The following is a 13,539-nucleotide window of genomic DNA, read 5'->3' on the forward strand; positions in this document are numbered from 1 at the left end:
TTTTCTCAGCTCTTTAAGTCACAATGAGACGAACTATCTATGCGAAGATACATTGCTTTTACCATTATTCTGTTGAGCACTTTAGGGGCCCTCCGCTCTGAAGCCAGCACATCCCCCACTTTCGATCTTTCTGGAGACGTGAGTCTGCTTTCCCATTATGTGGAATACGGACTGTCGCAGTCAGATCACTCGCCGGCCCTGCAGGGCTCATTCTGGTTTAACTTTGGCTCACAGTTTCGTCTGGGAGTCTGGGGTTCCAACACCAACTATGATCGCGGCGACGATCATTTTAATCTGCGCCTGAATGCCGACATCAAAGTGGATTTTTCCCCGAACACCAACATGATCATCGGGTACAGCGAAAGCCAGTTCTATAATGGTGGCGATCACAACGGAAACATCCTGAGCCTGCACCTGCATCTATGGAAATCACGCATCATGTATGATGCTCTTTCAAACTGGGAGGCCAGCAAAGAGCGCTCGGCCCGTTTTGCTTTCGGCAACACCATGGATGTCTTTGGAAACTGGAAATGGGATAACGAGATTGGTTACAACACACCCGACGTGGATTCCATCAATCCTTACTTCGATGCCCGCACAGGGTTAGGACGAAAATGGGGTGTGATCTTCTTTGAGGGAGCTCTCACCGGAACCAGTGAAAGCTCTCAGTTTAACGGCGCTGGAGATTACTTCTTTATTCTGTCTGCGAAGACGGAGCTGTGAAGCCTGCTTCTTCCTTAAGATCCTGATCAACCTGTTGTTTTAGATCCGGCTTTTCCGCTTTTTTGCGGTTGCTGATCTGATTCACGAAGTTGTCATACACAGACATATCCACACGTGAAGGCCCAAAGAGAGTGTCCAGCTTGCGTGGCTTTCTGCCATCGGCTGTGATTTCCTTTTGCGCGATCTTCACACGAATGAAGCCCACCAGTTTGGCCGGGTCCACTTCACCGCGTTTTTCTTTGACGTTAATGCCGCCAGAAACATCCACGGTGTTATTTTCCAAAGAAGCCAGGATCTTGTTGCGAACAATATCATAGCGCTCTGCCGCGACTTTGTTCGCCGTCATTGCGCTGCCATCAGGAACGGCCTGCACAAACATGCCGGAAGTCAGCTTGATATCAGCGTCCTTCAGACCTGTCGTGATGCCTTTGATTTTATCCATCACCTTCACGAAGTTGGCGTTCGGTGTTGCCGAACCGCGCTCAAACAACATGTAGTCAGGAATATCAAAGTCATAGCCTTCAGGGGTCACGGTGACATTCTTAGCCACATCGTTCATCTGATCTGCCAGATAAGCCGCCACCACTTTGGTGGAGCCCATGTCCAGAAGGTTCGGAGTCTTATCCGCCGGCTCCATGAAACTTTGGAAAGCCTTCAGAGGCTCGTTCAAAATATCCAGGAACAACTTTTCAAGAGTGATCTCTGCACCAAAATTCTGGAAGTTATATTCAATAACAGACGGTGTGGAGAAATAATCAGAAACCGCTTTTTTGGTTTCTTCAGACTGGCCCACCAGCCACATCACCAGGAAGAAGGCCATCAAGGCAGTCATAAAATCGGCCAAGGCCACCTTCCAGGAACCCCCGTGGTGACCACCGCCCGATACGATAATTTTCTTGATGACTATCGTCTGTTTTTTTTCTGCCATAGTTTAGTTCCAGTCCAGTTGCGGGGCCTGCGCCCCTCCACATCCTCGGCGGAGCCGACCCAGTCCAGTTGCGCGGGCAGTGCCCGCTTCACTTCCTCGGCGGGGCCGATTACGCAGCTTTCTTAATTTCTTTTGTTGCCTTGTCGATCTCTTCAAAAGAAGGTCTTTCTTCTGGCATGATCGAACGACGGGCATATTCCACACAAACAATTGGTGGCGCACCTCTTTGCAAAGCCACCATTGCGGCTTTGATACAAGACAGGTAGCGGCCTTCCGCATCGATGTCTGCACCCATTTTCGTCGCTGTCGGACCAATCAGACCGTAAGCTCCGAAAACCCCCAACATCGTTCCAACCAGGGCGCCGGCAACCAAGGCACCGATCTTTTCAACCCCTTCGGTCAAGTGTCCCATCGTTTTTACGATACCCAAAACCGCGGCAACGATCCCCAGACCCGGGAAACCATCGGCCACCGTCTGCACGGCGTGAACCGCCATGTGTTCTTCGTGGTGAATCGCTTTGATGTCCGCATCCAAAAGGTCATCGACATCATACGGTGACATCTCTGCTGACAACGTGATTTTCATCGTGTCGCAAAGGAAGTGAACCGCGTGGTGATTGTGCATGAAACTTGGATAAGCCTTGAAGATGTCACTCTTCTCCGGCTCCTCGATGTGTTTCTCAATTCCCTGAGGTCCCTCTTTACGGAACGCCTGGAAAAGCTGGAACATCATCTGCAACAATTCGACATAATCCTGTTTCTGAGGTCCCTTGGCCGTCATGGCTTTGATACTCATCTTGAAACCGGCTTTGATAATCTTCATCGGGTTGGCAATGATGTACGCTCCCAAAGCCGCGCCCCCGATAATCATCAATTCGAGCGGAGCCGCCTTGAGGATCACGGACATATGACCACCTGCGAGCAGGAAGCCCCCGAAGACCATCACAAATACGACGATAATACCTACAAAACCCATAAGTTATGACCTCTCAGTTTCTCTATCGGAGTGAACTGTGTTAATATTGAGGCAGTCGCAAATAAACTTGCCCATAGTCTGGAGACGGACTATGACGGGCCAAGAGGAAAAACATGAGATTCAGCCTGTTTTACGTTTTAGTTCTCGCTCTTTCTTTATTCGCAAGTCCTAAGTCCTGGGCTGCAGATCCGAACGACACGGATCCTCTTTTGGCAGAGACCAAAGTCTTCCCCTATGAGTGGAACCCCGGCCAGGGCGGAAACATTGAAATCAAAATGAAACTTCCTGCGGGTTACCACGCCTATGAAGACAAATTCAGCGTGGTGATTCTGGAACCGGATGGTTTCAAGGTGGCTCCTTTCAAAATTGAACCGGTGATCACCTGGAATGATAAGTTCTCAAAAAGAATGCGCTCGGGAATTGAAAACGAAGCCACACTGACAGCGCACATAGAAGCTCCGAATCGTTTTCTGAAGCGTCATACAAAAATGAAGTTGGAGCTGACCTATCAGGCCTGCTCGGATCAGTTCTGCCTGTTCCCGACAGTAAAAACTCTTGAGGTCCCCATAACAGTCACCCAGGTCGAAGGCGAATCGCAGATCATGGAAGCCGATGTGCAACCCACGGTTGCACCGACATCCTTCTTTAGCATTGATAACTTCCAGAAGTATCTTGGCTCCAGTATGTTTGCCGGGCTGATCTTTGTATTCTTGGCCGGAATCTTTACCAGCTTCACTCCATGCATCTTCCCAATGATTCCAATCACCCTGGCCGTGTTGGGAAATCATTCGAACGAACGCACACGTCTGCAAAACTTTTTCACCAGTTGTATCTATGTTCTGGGGATTGCGACGACCTATTCTATTCTTGGACTGATTGCAGCTTCCAGCGGTGGCATCTTTGGTGCCAGCCTGGGCAATCCTTATGTGCTTTCCGTTATCTGTGCAATCTTCCTGGCAATGGCGCTTTCCATGTACGGTCTTTATGATCTGCAAGTGCCAGCATTCCTGCGCAATAAGTTTGGACGTGGGACCCAGAAAAAAGGAATTGTAGGCGTCTATCTGACAGGTTTGTTCGCCGGTATCGTGGCAAGCCCTTGTGTGGGGCCGGTGCTGGTGGCGATTCTGACTTACGTGGCCTCTACACAAAACAAGACTCTTGGATTCATTTACCTGTTCGTTTATGCCTTGGGATTAGGTTTGATCTTTATCGCACTGGGACTTTTCAATCAGTTGGCGAAAGCCTTGCCAAGATCCGGCACGTGGATGAATGCCTTTAAATTCATTCTGGGCACACTGATGTTGTCGGCCTTCTATTACTATCTGGAGCTGCTGTTGCCGGATCGTTGGTTCGATGGCGCCCTGGCTGTTGGATTGATCATTCTGGCCAGTGTCTACGGAGCTTTCCTGCCAGCAGCGGGAAAATCCACATTGCAACACATTCAAAAGGGTCTGATGCAATCCGTTTTAATCGTGGGTATCGGATACATGGTGATTGCAACGTTTGATCTGCGTCCCTACATACGCAGTCAGATGATGGGAACCGCCAGCATCAATCAGATACAGAAAATGAACTGGCAACCCTATTCTGAGGCCCTGCTGCTTCAGGCTGCCAAGGATCAAAAACCCGTGATCATTGATTTCTGGGCTGACTGGTGTGCTGCTTGCCACGAACTGGAAGAACACACTTTCACAGATCCTCGAATCCGGGCACTTTCAGAAAAGTTCGTCATGTTGAAGTTCGATGCCACAAAAGATTCGGCAGAACTCAAAGAGCTTAAGAAAAAGTACAATATCCAAGGACTCCCAACGGTTGTCTTTATCAATGCTCACGGTATGTGGATTGACGCTCTGACATTGACCCAGTTTGAAAAGGCGCCGGAATTCATCAAACGCATGGAAAAAGCGTCTCAATAGACTTTCAACCGGGGTTTTATGTCCTGGATCATATTCGAACAGGTCTCTTTGGGGATATAATTGTCCTATAAAAGGAGGCCTTTATGTCTGTCTTTCAAAAAAACGAAGGCTCATTAGATAGAACTTTAAGAATCGTCGTCGGGCTTGTATTGGTCAGTCTTGCTTTTGTGGGCCCCGCAAATCCGTGGTTCCTGCTGGGAGCAATCCCCTTAGTCACAGGTTTGGTCGGCTGGTGCCCCGCTTATCAGATTTTTGGACTGAACACCTGTCGATATAAAAAAGTCATGAAAATGTAAGCTCGGTGCTGGGTTTCCAGCACCCGCTTTTCTAAAAAATCCAAAGCACCTTGGCCTGGGGGACATTTTCAGTCAGGCCATCGACGCCATACTTATTGCTCCAGTATTTGTATTCCAAACCAGCTTTCAATGGCACCTTTTGGGCTGTCTTGCGACTCAGGTCGTACAGGAAGTTTGCCTGAATGTGCACGTTGTCCTTCAAAGTGCCTTCAACCCCGGCCCAATCCAAGAAGCCAGAAAACTCCAGCGGCAGCCAATCCCCACCGGCACGCTTTAACCATGCCACGGTCAATTGCCCCGTATGCCCGTCAATGCCCATAACATCCCGATATAGAAACTGAGTGGCCAGATAGTCAAAGCCCACATCTTTCCATTCCAAGGTCACGCCGGCCAAATTTACCCGGCGCGCGGGTCCCTGCGGGATCTCGAAGTTTAGCTGCAACAGAACATCTTTCAGGAAGGACTCCGGTGGCGTGAAGGCCCCCATCTTGCTCAGACTAAATGCGGGTGAGAATTCACCATAATAAGACGTGCTGCTTTTCGTGTCGGGACTGGTGATGTCGAAGAAAAAGAAGTTGGAACCGTAGTCCCACTGACTCAGATGTTCAAATGTCACGACGGTGGCTGAGTAGGACGTGTCCCCGGGTTTCTTGTACGAATCACCGTGAAGGAACTGCACATTGGTCTGAGACCAATTGGCGGCCTGAGTTGTGATGGAAAGAAAAAGCGTCAGAAGAGTGATTATGTTTTTAAGCATGTCGAAATAGGTTAGATATCTCGACGAACTCAAAACAACTCGCATTCAGTTTTCTATGCGGAAGTACTGTTCAGTAGCGGGCAGCGCCGACAACGGTCCGCCCGCGAAGGATTCGGATCTTACAGACGCTTCAAGCGGGAGATTTCCATTTTGGCTTCATTCAAAGCCGCTTGGCTTGCGATCATCTGAGCTTCTTTTTCCGCGAGAAGCTTTTGCAGATGGTTCATGCGAACTTCAAAGCTTTTGATAACGTTATTATGACGATCCACCATTTCCTGAACTTTCAGATCCAAGCTTTTGCGTTCGTTCACACGCTGGCTGAGCTGAGTGATCTTTTGGCCGGCTTCTGTGGCAAGCCCGTTGTGGCTTTGCTCCAGGCGGTTCAGCATGTGGTGCTGTTTTTCAAACTTGATGTTGGATGTTTTGATCAGTTCATTCACGGTCGCAACGACCTTGTTCAACTGTTCTGCCAACGCCTGGTTTTGGGCTTTCAGTTCAAAAATCTGCCGGTCCGTATTCAAGTAGCTGTTCGGGGCTGTCCCCATGGCAGAAACGCTGTCCATAGCGGAACTCTTGGCCACTTTCTTTTCCCCAAACAATTCTGGATTCAATTCTTTATGCATAATCGGGCCCCTCCGTAGGACTTAAAAAATTCTGCCTTTCCAGTATATTTTCTCTGGACTAAAAATTCAAATGTTCATACTTTAGGGCCGACATGCAGAGAGGGGAAAAATGCTAAAAGTTGGACAGCTTTTGAAGTTTGTTTCTGATTTAAATCCGCAGAACACTCCGACGCGTCTGTCTTTTTTCAATTTCCTTCGTGGTTTCCCTCATCCTGATGACGTTTTGACTCCGGAACTGATCGAAATGTTCTTCAATTACTGCATGGACTACCCGCACTGGGCGTCCAATAAGCAGCAATTGGGCCATGAAGTTCAGTTTCTTTTGGAAAACTTCAATGGCTTTTATCAGCAGAAGTTTGACCTATCCCCGATTCGCTTCCCGCAAACGGTTCAACTTATTGAGATTGAACATTTCTCCGACCTTATTGACGCAGTGAGTTCATATATTAAGACCCAATGCGCCGAAGGTGAGAAGTTCCGTATCCTGCCAGATCAGAACAAACGGGCCGTGGCGATCATCCTTCGCGAAGACAAATCCCTGGAAGTCCGTACTTTTGATCGCAAGTTCACAATCCGCAACGGGCTTTTGGAGCCTTTGCGCAAGGATCTGGTGCTTTACTATACGTCTGAATTGGAACTCAGCTCCCAGCATACCCACAAAATTGAGGTGGCCCCCTACATCACCGCCCAGTTCCGCGTCGTGAATGACAAGGTGACGGGGTCTCTTTTGCGCGGCTACGTTTTCCAAAAGCTGCTTGAGATGAAAAATGAGCCTTTGCAGGAACAAACCCGTCTTTTGTTCCCGATCAAACGCCTGGAGCAGTTCTTTGTCGATCGCCGTACCGATCCTTATTATCAGGATCTGGTCAGCCAACTGGAAAGAACCTGTGCTCTTATCCAACAGGGTGACTCTGAAGCCCTGAAATGGTCCTCTATTGTTCTTTCCAAGGCTGAAACAGCCGTGGATAACGTCTTTTTGGGAGACAAACTCATGACTCTGCTGGCTCGTGACCTCCGCCATGCCATCGCCGAGTACAACCGCAAGAATATCTCCTCTTCCGGCCTCAGTAGTGATATATTGATCACTCAACAATTACCCGAGGCCGATGAAGAATGTCTGAAAATAACTCCTCTGAAAGAGTTCGACTTAATAAACTAATTGCTGACAGTGGCTTGGCATCCCGTCGTCATGCAGACCGCATGATCGAAGAGGGACAAGTGACTGTAAACGGTAAGCGCGTTTACGAGTTGGGTGTCAAAGTAGATCCGCAAAATGACCGTATTCTGGTTGACGGCAAACCTTTGCGCAAACCTCTGACTCAGAAAATCTATGCCATTCTGAACAAACCCACAGGCGTGTTAACGACAATGGAAGATCCTTTGGATCGTCCGACAGTGGCCGAATATCTGGCTGACATTCCAGTACGTGTGTTCCCGGTGGGGCGTCTGGACTGGGACTCTGAAGGAATGCTGCTTTTGACCAATGATGGTGATTTCGCCAACAAGGTGATGCATCCAAAGGCCGAAGTAACCAAGACTTATCTGGTCAAACTCAGCGGCAAACCCGAACCCGCGCAATTGGATAAACTGCGCAAAGGTGTTTCCATCGTGGGCGGTCGCGTGTCGGCCCGCCACATTGAAAAAGTCAAAAAAACTGGCGATAACAAATCTGAAAAGTACGAATGGTACAAAATCGTAATCACTGAGGGTAAGAACCGTCAGATCCGTCAGATGTTTGCTAAAATCGGTTTTGATGTGATGAGACTTCAGCGCGTGGCTATCGGCCGTCTGCGTATGGGTGCCATTAAAACCGGCGAACTGGCCTACTTGAACGAAGCGGCCGCTCAACGTGTCTTCCTTGCCGACGATCCGGAAGAAGTAAAAACAAAACGCACCTATAAAGGACGCGCGACTTCCATCAAGAAGACGGCCAAACCGGCTTCCAAAGTGAAGACTCAGAAAAAACCAAGCAAATATAAAAACGGCCAACGAGTTAAATAATCCCTGCCTATGAAAAACATGAACCCACGTCTTCGCGGAACTATTGAAATATCCCTGGCGAGCGTGGGTTTTGGTTTTTTAGGAGTGTTCGGAAAATGGGGTTTTGATTCCGGCCTTTCAGTCGGCGAAGTACTTTCCTATCGTTTCACTTTGGCGGCAGTTCTGATGTGGATCGGCCTGCTGTTGTTCCGCCCCTCATGGGTTCGCCTGACCTTGCGCCAGACCGTGATCGCCGCCTTGCTGGGAATCTTCGGTTACGCCTTCTTTTCCACTTTGTATTTCACGGCTGTACAAGGCCTCAGTGTCACGCTGGCAGCACTCTTGCTTTACACCTATCCATTCTGGGTGAATATTTTTTCACACTTCTTTACGGAAGATAAGATTTCCCGTCGCGAGGCCCTGTGTCTGCTGGCGGCTTCCAGTGGTCTGGTACTTCTTTTATGGGGACATATCGAGGTTAAAAACATCTGGGCCGTCGGCGCCGGACTGGCTTCTGCGATCAGCTATGCGATCTATGTTTTGCTTTCTGGCCGTTTGCAGAAAAACGTCCGACCAATTTCTTCGTCTCTTTATGTTATTACTTTCGGAGCCCTGGCTTTGTCGCTCTTCCACCATCCGCACTTTTCAGCGATTCAGAATCTTTCCAATATTCAGGCGTCCAGTATTCTGGGCCTGGCCTTGGTCTGTACCATCATCCCTCTGACCTTTGAATTGGCAGCTTTGCAAAAATTAAAAAGCACCGAAGTCGCCCTTCTGATGATGATAGAGCCCATCACAGCGGCCATCATGGGAGCTGTTATATTTAAAGAGTCCCTGAGCCCTATTCAGATCCTTGGAGCCCTTGTGATTGGTGCGGCCCTCGTCATCAACACGACCACTCTCAAAGTGAGACAGAGCTAAACTCAGGGATCCCTTTTAATAGTGCAATCCAGACCCTAAAAGCTCATGTTTCTTGTTAAAAAACCGACAAGATAAGCATGAGAAGCGGTGCGTACCTGATACAAATTATCGTGTTTCTGTGCGCCGGAATCGCCGGTGCGGCTCCGAATTCTCTGACCTATCAAGGGCGCATTATCAACAGTGATGGCAAAGGTCTTGAGTACAATAACGTCAGCTTTCTTTTTGAGATCACAAGTCCCAACGGAACTTGCGTCATCTATCGCGAGCAAAAAAATGGCGTGAACCTGCAAAACTCCGGTGGGGTTTTTGATGTTCCCATAGGTTCCGGCACCAAGATGTTCCCGACGGACCCGTTATTTACACTGCTGGACGCCTTCAACAACACCCTGGAGCACAACTGCGCCGGGGGCTCCAAGTATCAAGCTGTTTCCGGTGATATTCGTTTCCTCAAAGTGCAGTTTCATGACGGCTCCGGCTGGAAAGTGATTTCTCCGGCGAATGAAATTCGCACAGTTCCTTATGCGGCTTATGCCAAGTCCGCGGAAATGCTGGGCGCCAATGTCATCGATGACTTCTTTTTAAAATCTGACTTTCCCGTCTGCCCGGCAAATAGCTTCCTGACTCGCACGGGCAGCACCTTGTCCTGCGCCGGTATTTCTGGCGCCAATGGTGGTACTGTGACCAATGTCAGCTCTGGCAGCGCCGCCTTGACCATCACTGACAATGCAACAGCTCCGGTGATCACTTTGAACATAGGCCAAACTGCAGGAACCGTGGCAGCAGGGAATGATCCTCGTTTCACAGACTCTCGTGCCCCCATCGGGGCAGCCAGTGGGGACCTGTCTGGCAACTACCCTTCACCGTCGGTTGCAAAAATCCAGGGCGTTGCCGTCACTGCGACAGCACCGACCGCAAACCAGTTCTTAAAGTATGTTGGTACAGAATGGACACCATCGACAATCAGCCAAAATGATGTCAGTGGCTTGTCAGCGACCTTGAACAACTACATGTCTGACGCCGAATTCAGTGCGGCTGTGGCGAACGCGGGCTGCAATCCGCATGAGACCATGTACTGGAATTCTGTGGCTGGATTCTCCTGTCAGCCGATCAATGTGTCCGTTGCCGGGGATGTCGGTGGAACTATCGGCGCCACATCTGTGAACAAAATTAAAGGTGTCCCCGTGGATACAACCGGTCTCGCCACCGGACAGGTCTTAAAGTATGACGGAAGCAAATGGGCTCCGGCGGCCGACAACGATTCAAATTCCGGCGGAACAGTGACTAATATAGCCACCGGTACCGGCCTGAGCGGAGGCCCGATCAGCACGACGGGGACGATCTCCCTGGCAAACACGTCGGTGACTCCGAACTCCTATGGTTCCACTACTCAAGTGGCCACGTTCACTGTCGATGCGCAAGGGCGTCTGACTGCCGCCGCCAATCAGGCCATTGCCTTTCCGGTAACCACTGTGGCCGGCCGCACGGGCGCTGTCACATTAGACGTGGGCGACATCGGCAATGGCGCAGGAAAATACTTTATCTATCGCCCTAACAATACTGCTTGTACTGACGGACAGGTCCTGAAATGGGTTGCTGCCAACAATCGATGGGAATGCGGCACGGATACAGACACTTCTTCCGGTGGCACTGTGACGAACATTGCCACAGGCACGGGCTTGACCGGAGGTCCTATCACCTCCACTGGAACCATTGCCCTGACCAACACGGCGGTCACTCCTGGAGCATACACTCGCGCGAATATCACCGTCGATGCCCAAGGCCGTTTGACTGCTGCGACTAATGGTGCCGCCATCAACCTGGCCTCTGAAGTTACTGGCACGTTACCGATTGCCAACGGCGGAACTGGAGCGACCACGGCTTTGGCGGCTTTCAATGCCCTATCCCCTTTGACGGCCAAAGGGGATGTTCTGGTTCGTGATGGCGCCAACAACATCCGTCTTCCCGTCGGCCTAAACGGTCAGGTGCTGACCGCGGATTCTGCACAAACTTCGGGTCTGAAGTGGGCGACTCCAACAGTCGGCACAGTGACCAATGTCACGGGGACTGCTCCCATTCAAGTCGCCACTGGCACAACCACACCTGTGATCTCGGTTGACAATGCAACCACGACAACCAAAGGCGTCGTGCAAGTGGGCTCTGGTATCGCCGTTTCTGCGGGTACAATTTCTGCGGATCCGGCCAACTTCCCTTCTGCAGTTCCAGTGAGCAAGGGCGGGACTGGTACCACAGCCTTAACAGCTGATCGTCTGCTTGTGTCTAACAGCACGGGATCGGCGGTTGTTCCGTTTACGTGCGGCACAACTCAGATGATCACTTTCAACGCGTCAGGCATCATGGGCTGCACGAATTTCTCTTCAGCCGGCTTCTTTGCCAATGGCGGAAATACTCTGGCAGCCAATGCCACACTGGGCACCAACGACGCTTTCTCTTTGAACTTTGAAACCACCAACATCACACGTATGACCATCCACAAGGATGGATATGTCGGTATCAATACAACTCCGGATACCAATGCTTCTCTGATTGTCAGAGCCCCAGCCACAACAAAATCAGCTCTTATTCTTTCAGGACCCGATGCCGGCAAAGTGGAAATGGAATACATCCGCGATTCCGCCTGGCTGGGCAATGTCGGTTATACCGATGCCACCAATTCAAATCTCTATGTGACCAACGGAACCAACGCTCATATTATTTTTGATACAAACAATGTCGAAAAGATGCGTGTCACCAACGACGGAAAGGTCGGAATTGACACGATCAATCCAGGCGCTCGTCTGCAGGTCGGACAGTGGGATGCTACGGCCAACTACAACGCCGTATTCGTCGGCTCCTATCACAACACTCTGGGGCAGGCACAGTTTGTTGGTAACTGGAATAGCACTGGTTACTGGGGAATCGGGCCTGTGGCCAATCCTGCAAGCAGTACCGTGCGCTTGGGTAATGCCAATGCCCAAGGGGACTGGCGTTCGACTCAGGATTTGAAGTTGGTCGTTCCCGGAGGCATTGCCATCGGAAGTACCTTAACCAGTCCCGAGCGTGGCTTCCATATGAAGGGCAGCGGCGGCATCAGTGATGACCTGTACATTCAAAGTGTCGGCAACACGGCCGAAGCCGCTGTTGTTTTGACCAAGGCTCGGGACAATGCGGGTGCCGAGTCCCCTGTGTTGACGGGTGATTCACTAGGATTCTTGGCAATGCGCGGTTGGGACGGCACCGCTTACTCCAATAGCACGGCCATCAGCTCCTATGCCGAAGCCGACTATGCCACAGCCAAGTCTGCCTATATGGCCTTCTCAACCATCTCCAATGGATCCTACGGTGAACGCATGCGAATCACCAGCGGGGGACAATTAGGAATCGGAACAACTTCTCCGAGCGTGCGATTGCATGTGCAAGGATCCAACTACAATGCTTCTTCCGCAGCCCTTGAGCGCAATGAAAACGCCACCGCCGGCCCGGGTATTCAACTGATGAAGTCGCGAGGAACCGCATCAGCAAAAGCAGCCGTTCAAAGCGGCGACACATTGGGAAATGTGCTTTACAACGGTTATGGGGATGCAACGACCGTGGGTCTTGGTGCCAATATCTACAGTGAAGCTTCTGCCACTTGGACTTCAACTTCGGCTCCAGCAGATTTGGTGTTTGCCGTAAACTCTGGCACGGGCTCCATGTTGGTTCCCACAGAACGAATGCGCATCTCCGCTCTTGGATGGGTCGGAGTCGGCATGGCAGGAACTCCAGGGGCTCCCTTCTACATCAAGAACGCCACGGCGCCATACATCGGCTTTGAAGAAGTTGATGCGAACCAAAAATTCTTCATGGGTGTCGACGGCGGCAACTTCTGGATTCGTCCAGGCCCAACAACAGGCACCACGGACATTATCACGGTCACCAACAGCGGAAACGTTTATATCGGCGGCAACACAGGTTCGCGGAAACTGTTCGTCAATGGAACTTCCGGAGGAACCGCAGCCTGGGAAAACTTATCCGATGCCCGATTAAAGCAGGATATCGAAATCATACCGGACTCCTTACAAAAAATACTGTCTCTAAAAGGTGTGACCTTCAACTGGCGTCACGATGTCCGTCCCGATCTGGATCTGATCGACAAAAAGGACATGGGTGTGATCGCTCAGGATGTTGAAAAAGTCTTCCCGGAAGCCGTCGACAAAGATGAGAAAGGCTTCCGTGCCGTGGCTTATACCAAATTAATCGGCCCGATGATCGAAGCCTTTAAGGAACTCTATAAATCCATCTCAGGGGTTCAGGCCGAGCTTCAGGCCCAGAAGCGCGAAATTGCTTCCTTAAAGCAGGAAAATCAAGAACTGCGCGAAGCCATCTGCGAGGTCAATCCAAAGGCCAAAATCTGCCAAAAAAAGAAGTAAGATTCGTTAAATT

General features: G+C 50.3%; 11 protein-coding genes. 7 read left to right on the top strand and 4 right to left on the bottom strand.

Going from position 1 to position 13,539, the window contains the following annotated elements:
• The first annotated feature begins 39 nt into the window (after nt 1-39).
• A complete protein-coding gene (locus ACZ5ZZ_RS14475; protein ID WP_464140026.1) occupies nt 40-723 on the top strand; it encodes a TorF family putative porin in 684 nt (227 codons plus the stop codon).
• Here ACZ5ZZ_RS14475 and ACZ5ZZ_RS14480 read toward each other — a convergent pair.
• Both ACZ5ZZ_RS14480 and motA read right to left on the bottom strand, forming a co-directional pair.
• Entirely contained in the window at nt 695-1,651 is a 957-nt protein-coding gene (locus ACZ5ZZ_RS14480; RefSeq protein ID WP_464140028.1) for a flagellar motor protein MotB, read from the bottom strand. The genes ACZ5ZZ_RS14475 and ACZ5ZZ_RS14480 overlap by 29 nt on opposite strands.
• Before the next feature lie 109 nt (nt 1,652-1,760).
• The gene (gene motA / locus ACZ5ZZ_RS14485; protein ID WP_464140030.1) at nt 1,761-2,627 is read right to left on the bottom strand and encodes a flagellar motor stator protein MotA; all 867 of its coding nucleotides are present in this window, start codon (nt 2,625-2,627) and stop codon (nt 1,761-1,763) included.
• Nucleotides 2,628-2,740: 113 nt separating this feature from the next.
• Here motA and ACZ5ZZ_RS14490 point away from each other — a divergent pair, with 113 nt between their 5' ends.
• Complete coding sequence (locus ACZ5ZZ_RS14490) at nt 2,741-4,543, top strand: protein-disulfide reductase DsbD family protein (protein WP_464140031.1); 1,803 nt, start codon at nt 2,741-2,743, stop codon at nt 4,541-4,543.
• Between the two features lie 83 nt (nt 4,544-4,626).
• Nucleotides 4,627-4,839 carry a YgaP family membrane protein gene (locus tag ACZ5ZZ_RS14495; protein ID WP_464118421.1) on the top strand — a complete coding sequence of 71 codons (213 nt, stop codon included), beginning with the start codon at nt 4,627-4,629 and terminating at the stop codon, nt 4,837-4,839.
• A 31-nt stretch (nt 4,840-4,870) separates the two neighbouring features.
• On the opposite strand, the gene ACZ5ZZ_RS14500 is transcribed toward ACZ5ZZ_RS14495, so the two are convergent.
• A complete protein-coding gene (locus ACZ5ZZ_RS14500) occupies nt 4,871-5,596 on the bottom strand; it encodes a DUF5020 domain-containing protein (RefSeq protein WP_464140033.1) in 726 nt (241 codons plus the stop codon).
• A gap of 119 nt (nt 5,597-5,715) precedes the next feature.
• The gene (locus tag ACZ5ZZ_RS14505) at nt 5,716-6,219 is read right to left on the bottom strand and encodes a hypothetical protein (protein WP_464118423.1); all 504 of its coding nucleotides are present in this window, start codon (nt 6,217-6,219) and stop codon (nt 5,716-5,718) included.
• A 109-nt stretch (nt 6,220-6,328) separates the two neighbouring features.
• Here ACZ5ZZ_RS14505 and ACZ5ZZ_RS14510 point away from each other — a divergent pair, with 109 nt between their 5' ends.
• The 4 genes from ACZ5ZZ_RS14510 to ACZ5ZZ_RS14525 all read left to right on the top strand — a co-directional run bounded on the left by ACZ5ZZ_RS14510 (nt 6,329) and on the right by ACZ5ZZ_RS14525 (nt 13,526).
• Complete coding sequence (locus ACZ5ZZ_RS14510) at nt 6,329-7,378, top strand: hypothetical protein (RefSeq protein WP_464140034.1); 1,050 nt, start codon at nt 6,329-6,331, stop codon at nt 7,376-7,378.
• A complete protein-coding gene (locus ACZ5ZZ_RS14515; protein WP_464140036.1) occupies nt 7,333-8,220 on the top strand; it encodes a pseudouridine synthase in 888 nt (295 codons plus the stop codon). The genes ACZ5ZZ_RS14510 and ACZ5ZZ_RS14515 overlap by 46 nt, the downstream gene beginning before the upstream one ends.
• 9 nt (nt 8,221-8,229) lie before the next feature.
• Entirely contained in the window at nt 8,230-9,120 is an 891-nt protein-coding gene (locus ACZ5ZZ_RS14520; RefSeq protein ID WP_464118426.1) for an EamA family transporter, read from the top strand.
• Nucleotides 9,121-9,197: 77 nt separating this feature from the next.
• Complete coding sequence (locus ACZ5ZZ_RS14525; protein ID WP_464140037.1) at nt 9,198-13,526, top strand: tail fiber domain-containing protein; 4,329 nt, start codon at nt 9,198-9,200, stop codon at nt 13,524-13,526.
• The last annotated feature ends 13 nt before the right edge of the window (nt 13,527-13,539 follow it).

This window comes from Bdellovibrio sp. HM001, from assembly GCF_055397275.1.

Excerpts from the sequence above, each read along its gene's own strand:
- ACZ5ZZ_RS14475 (WP_464140026.1), top strand. The coding sequence starts at position 40 with ATGCGAAGATACATTGCTTTTACCATTATTCTGTTGAGCACTTTAGGG.
- ACZ5ZZ_RS14480 (WP_464140028.1), bottom strand. The coding sequence starts at position 1,651 with ATGGCAGAAAAAAAACAGACGATAGTCATCAAGAAAATTATCGTATCG.
- motA (WP_464140030.1), bottom strand. The coding sequence starts at position 2,627 with ATGGGTTTTGTAGGTATTATCGTCGTATTTGTGATGGTCTTCGGGGGC.
- ACZ5ZZ_RS14490 (WP_464140031.1), top strand. The coding sequence starts at position 2,741 with ATGAGATTCAGCCTGTTTTACGTTTTAGTTCTCGCTCTTTCTTTATTC.
- ACZ5ZZ_RS14495 (WP_464118421.1), top strand. The coding sequence starts at position 4,627 with ATGTCTGTCTTTCAAAAAAACGAAGGCTCATTAGATAGAACTTTAAGA.
- ACZ5ZZ_RS14500 (WP_464140033.1), bottom strand. The coding sequence starts at position 5,596 with ATGCTTAAAAACATAATCACTCTTCTGACGCTTTTTCTTTCCATCACA.
- ACZ5ZZ_RS14505 (WP_464118423.1), bottom strand. The coding sequence starts at position 6,219 with ATGCATAAAGAATTGAATCCAGAATTGTTTGGGGAAAAGAAAGTGGCC.
- ACZ5ZZ_RS14510 (WP_464140034.1), top strand. The coding sequence starts at position 6,329 with ATGCTAAAAGTTGGACAGCTTTTGAAGTTTGTTTCTGATTTAAATCCG.
- ACZ5ZZ_RS14515 (WP_464140036.1), top strand. The coding sequence starts at position 7,333 with ATGTCTGAAAATAACTCCTCTGAAAGAGTTCGACTTAATAAACTAATT.
- ACZ5ZZ_RS14520 (WP_464118426.1), top strand. The coding sequence starts at position 8,230 with ATGAAAAACATGAACCCACGTCTTCGCGGAACTATTGAAATATCCCTG.
- ACZ5ZZ_RS14525 (WP_464140037.1), top strand. The coding sequence starts at position 9,198 with ATGAGAAGCGGTGCGTACCTGATACAAATTATCGTGTTTCTGTGCGCC.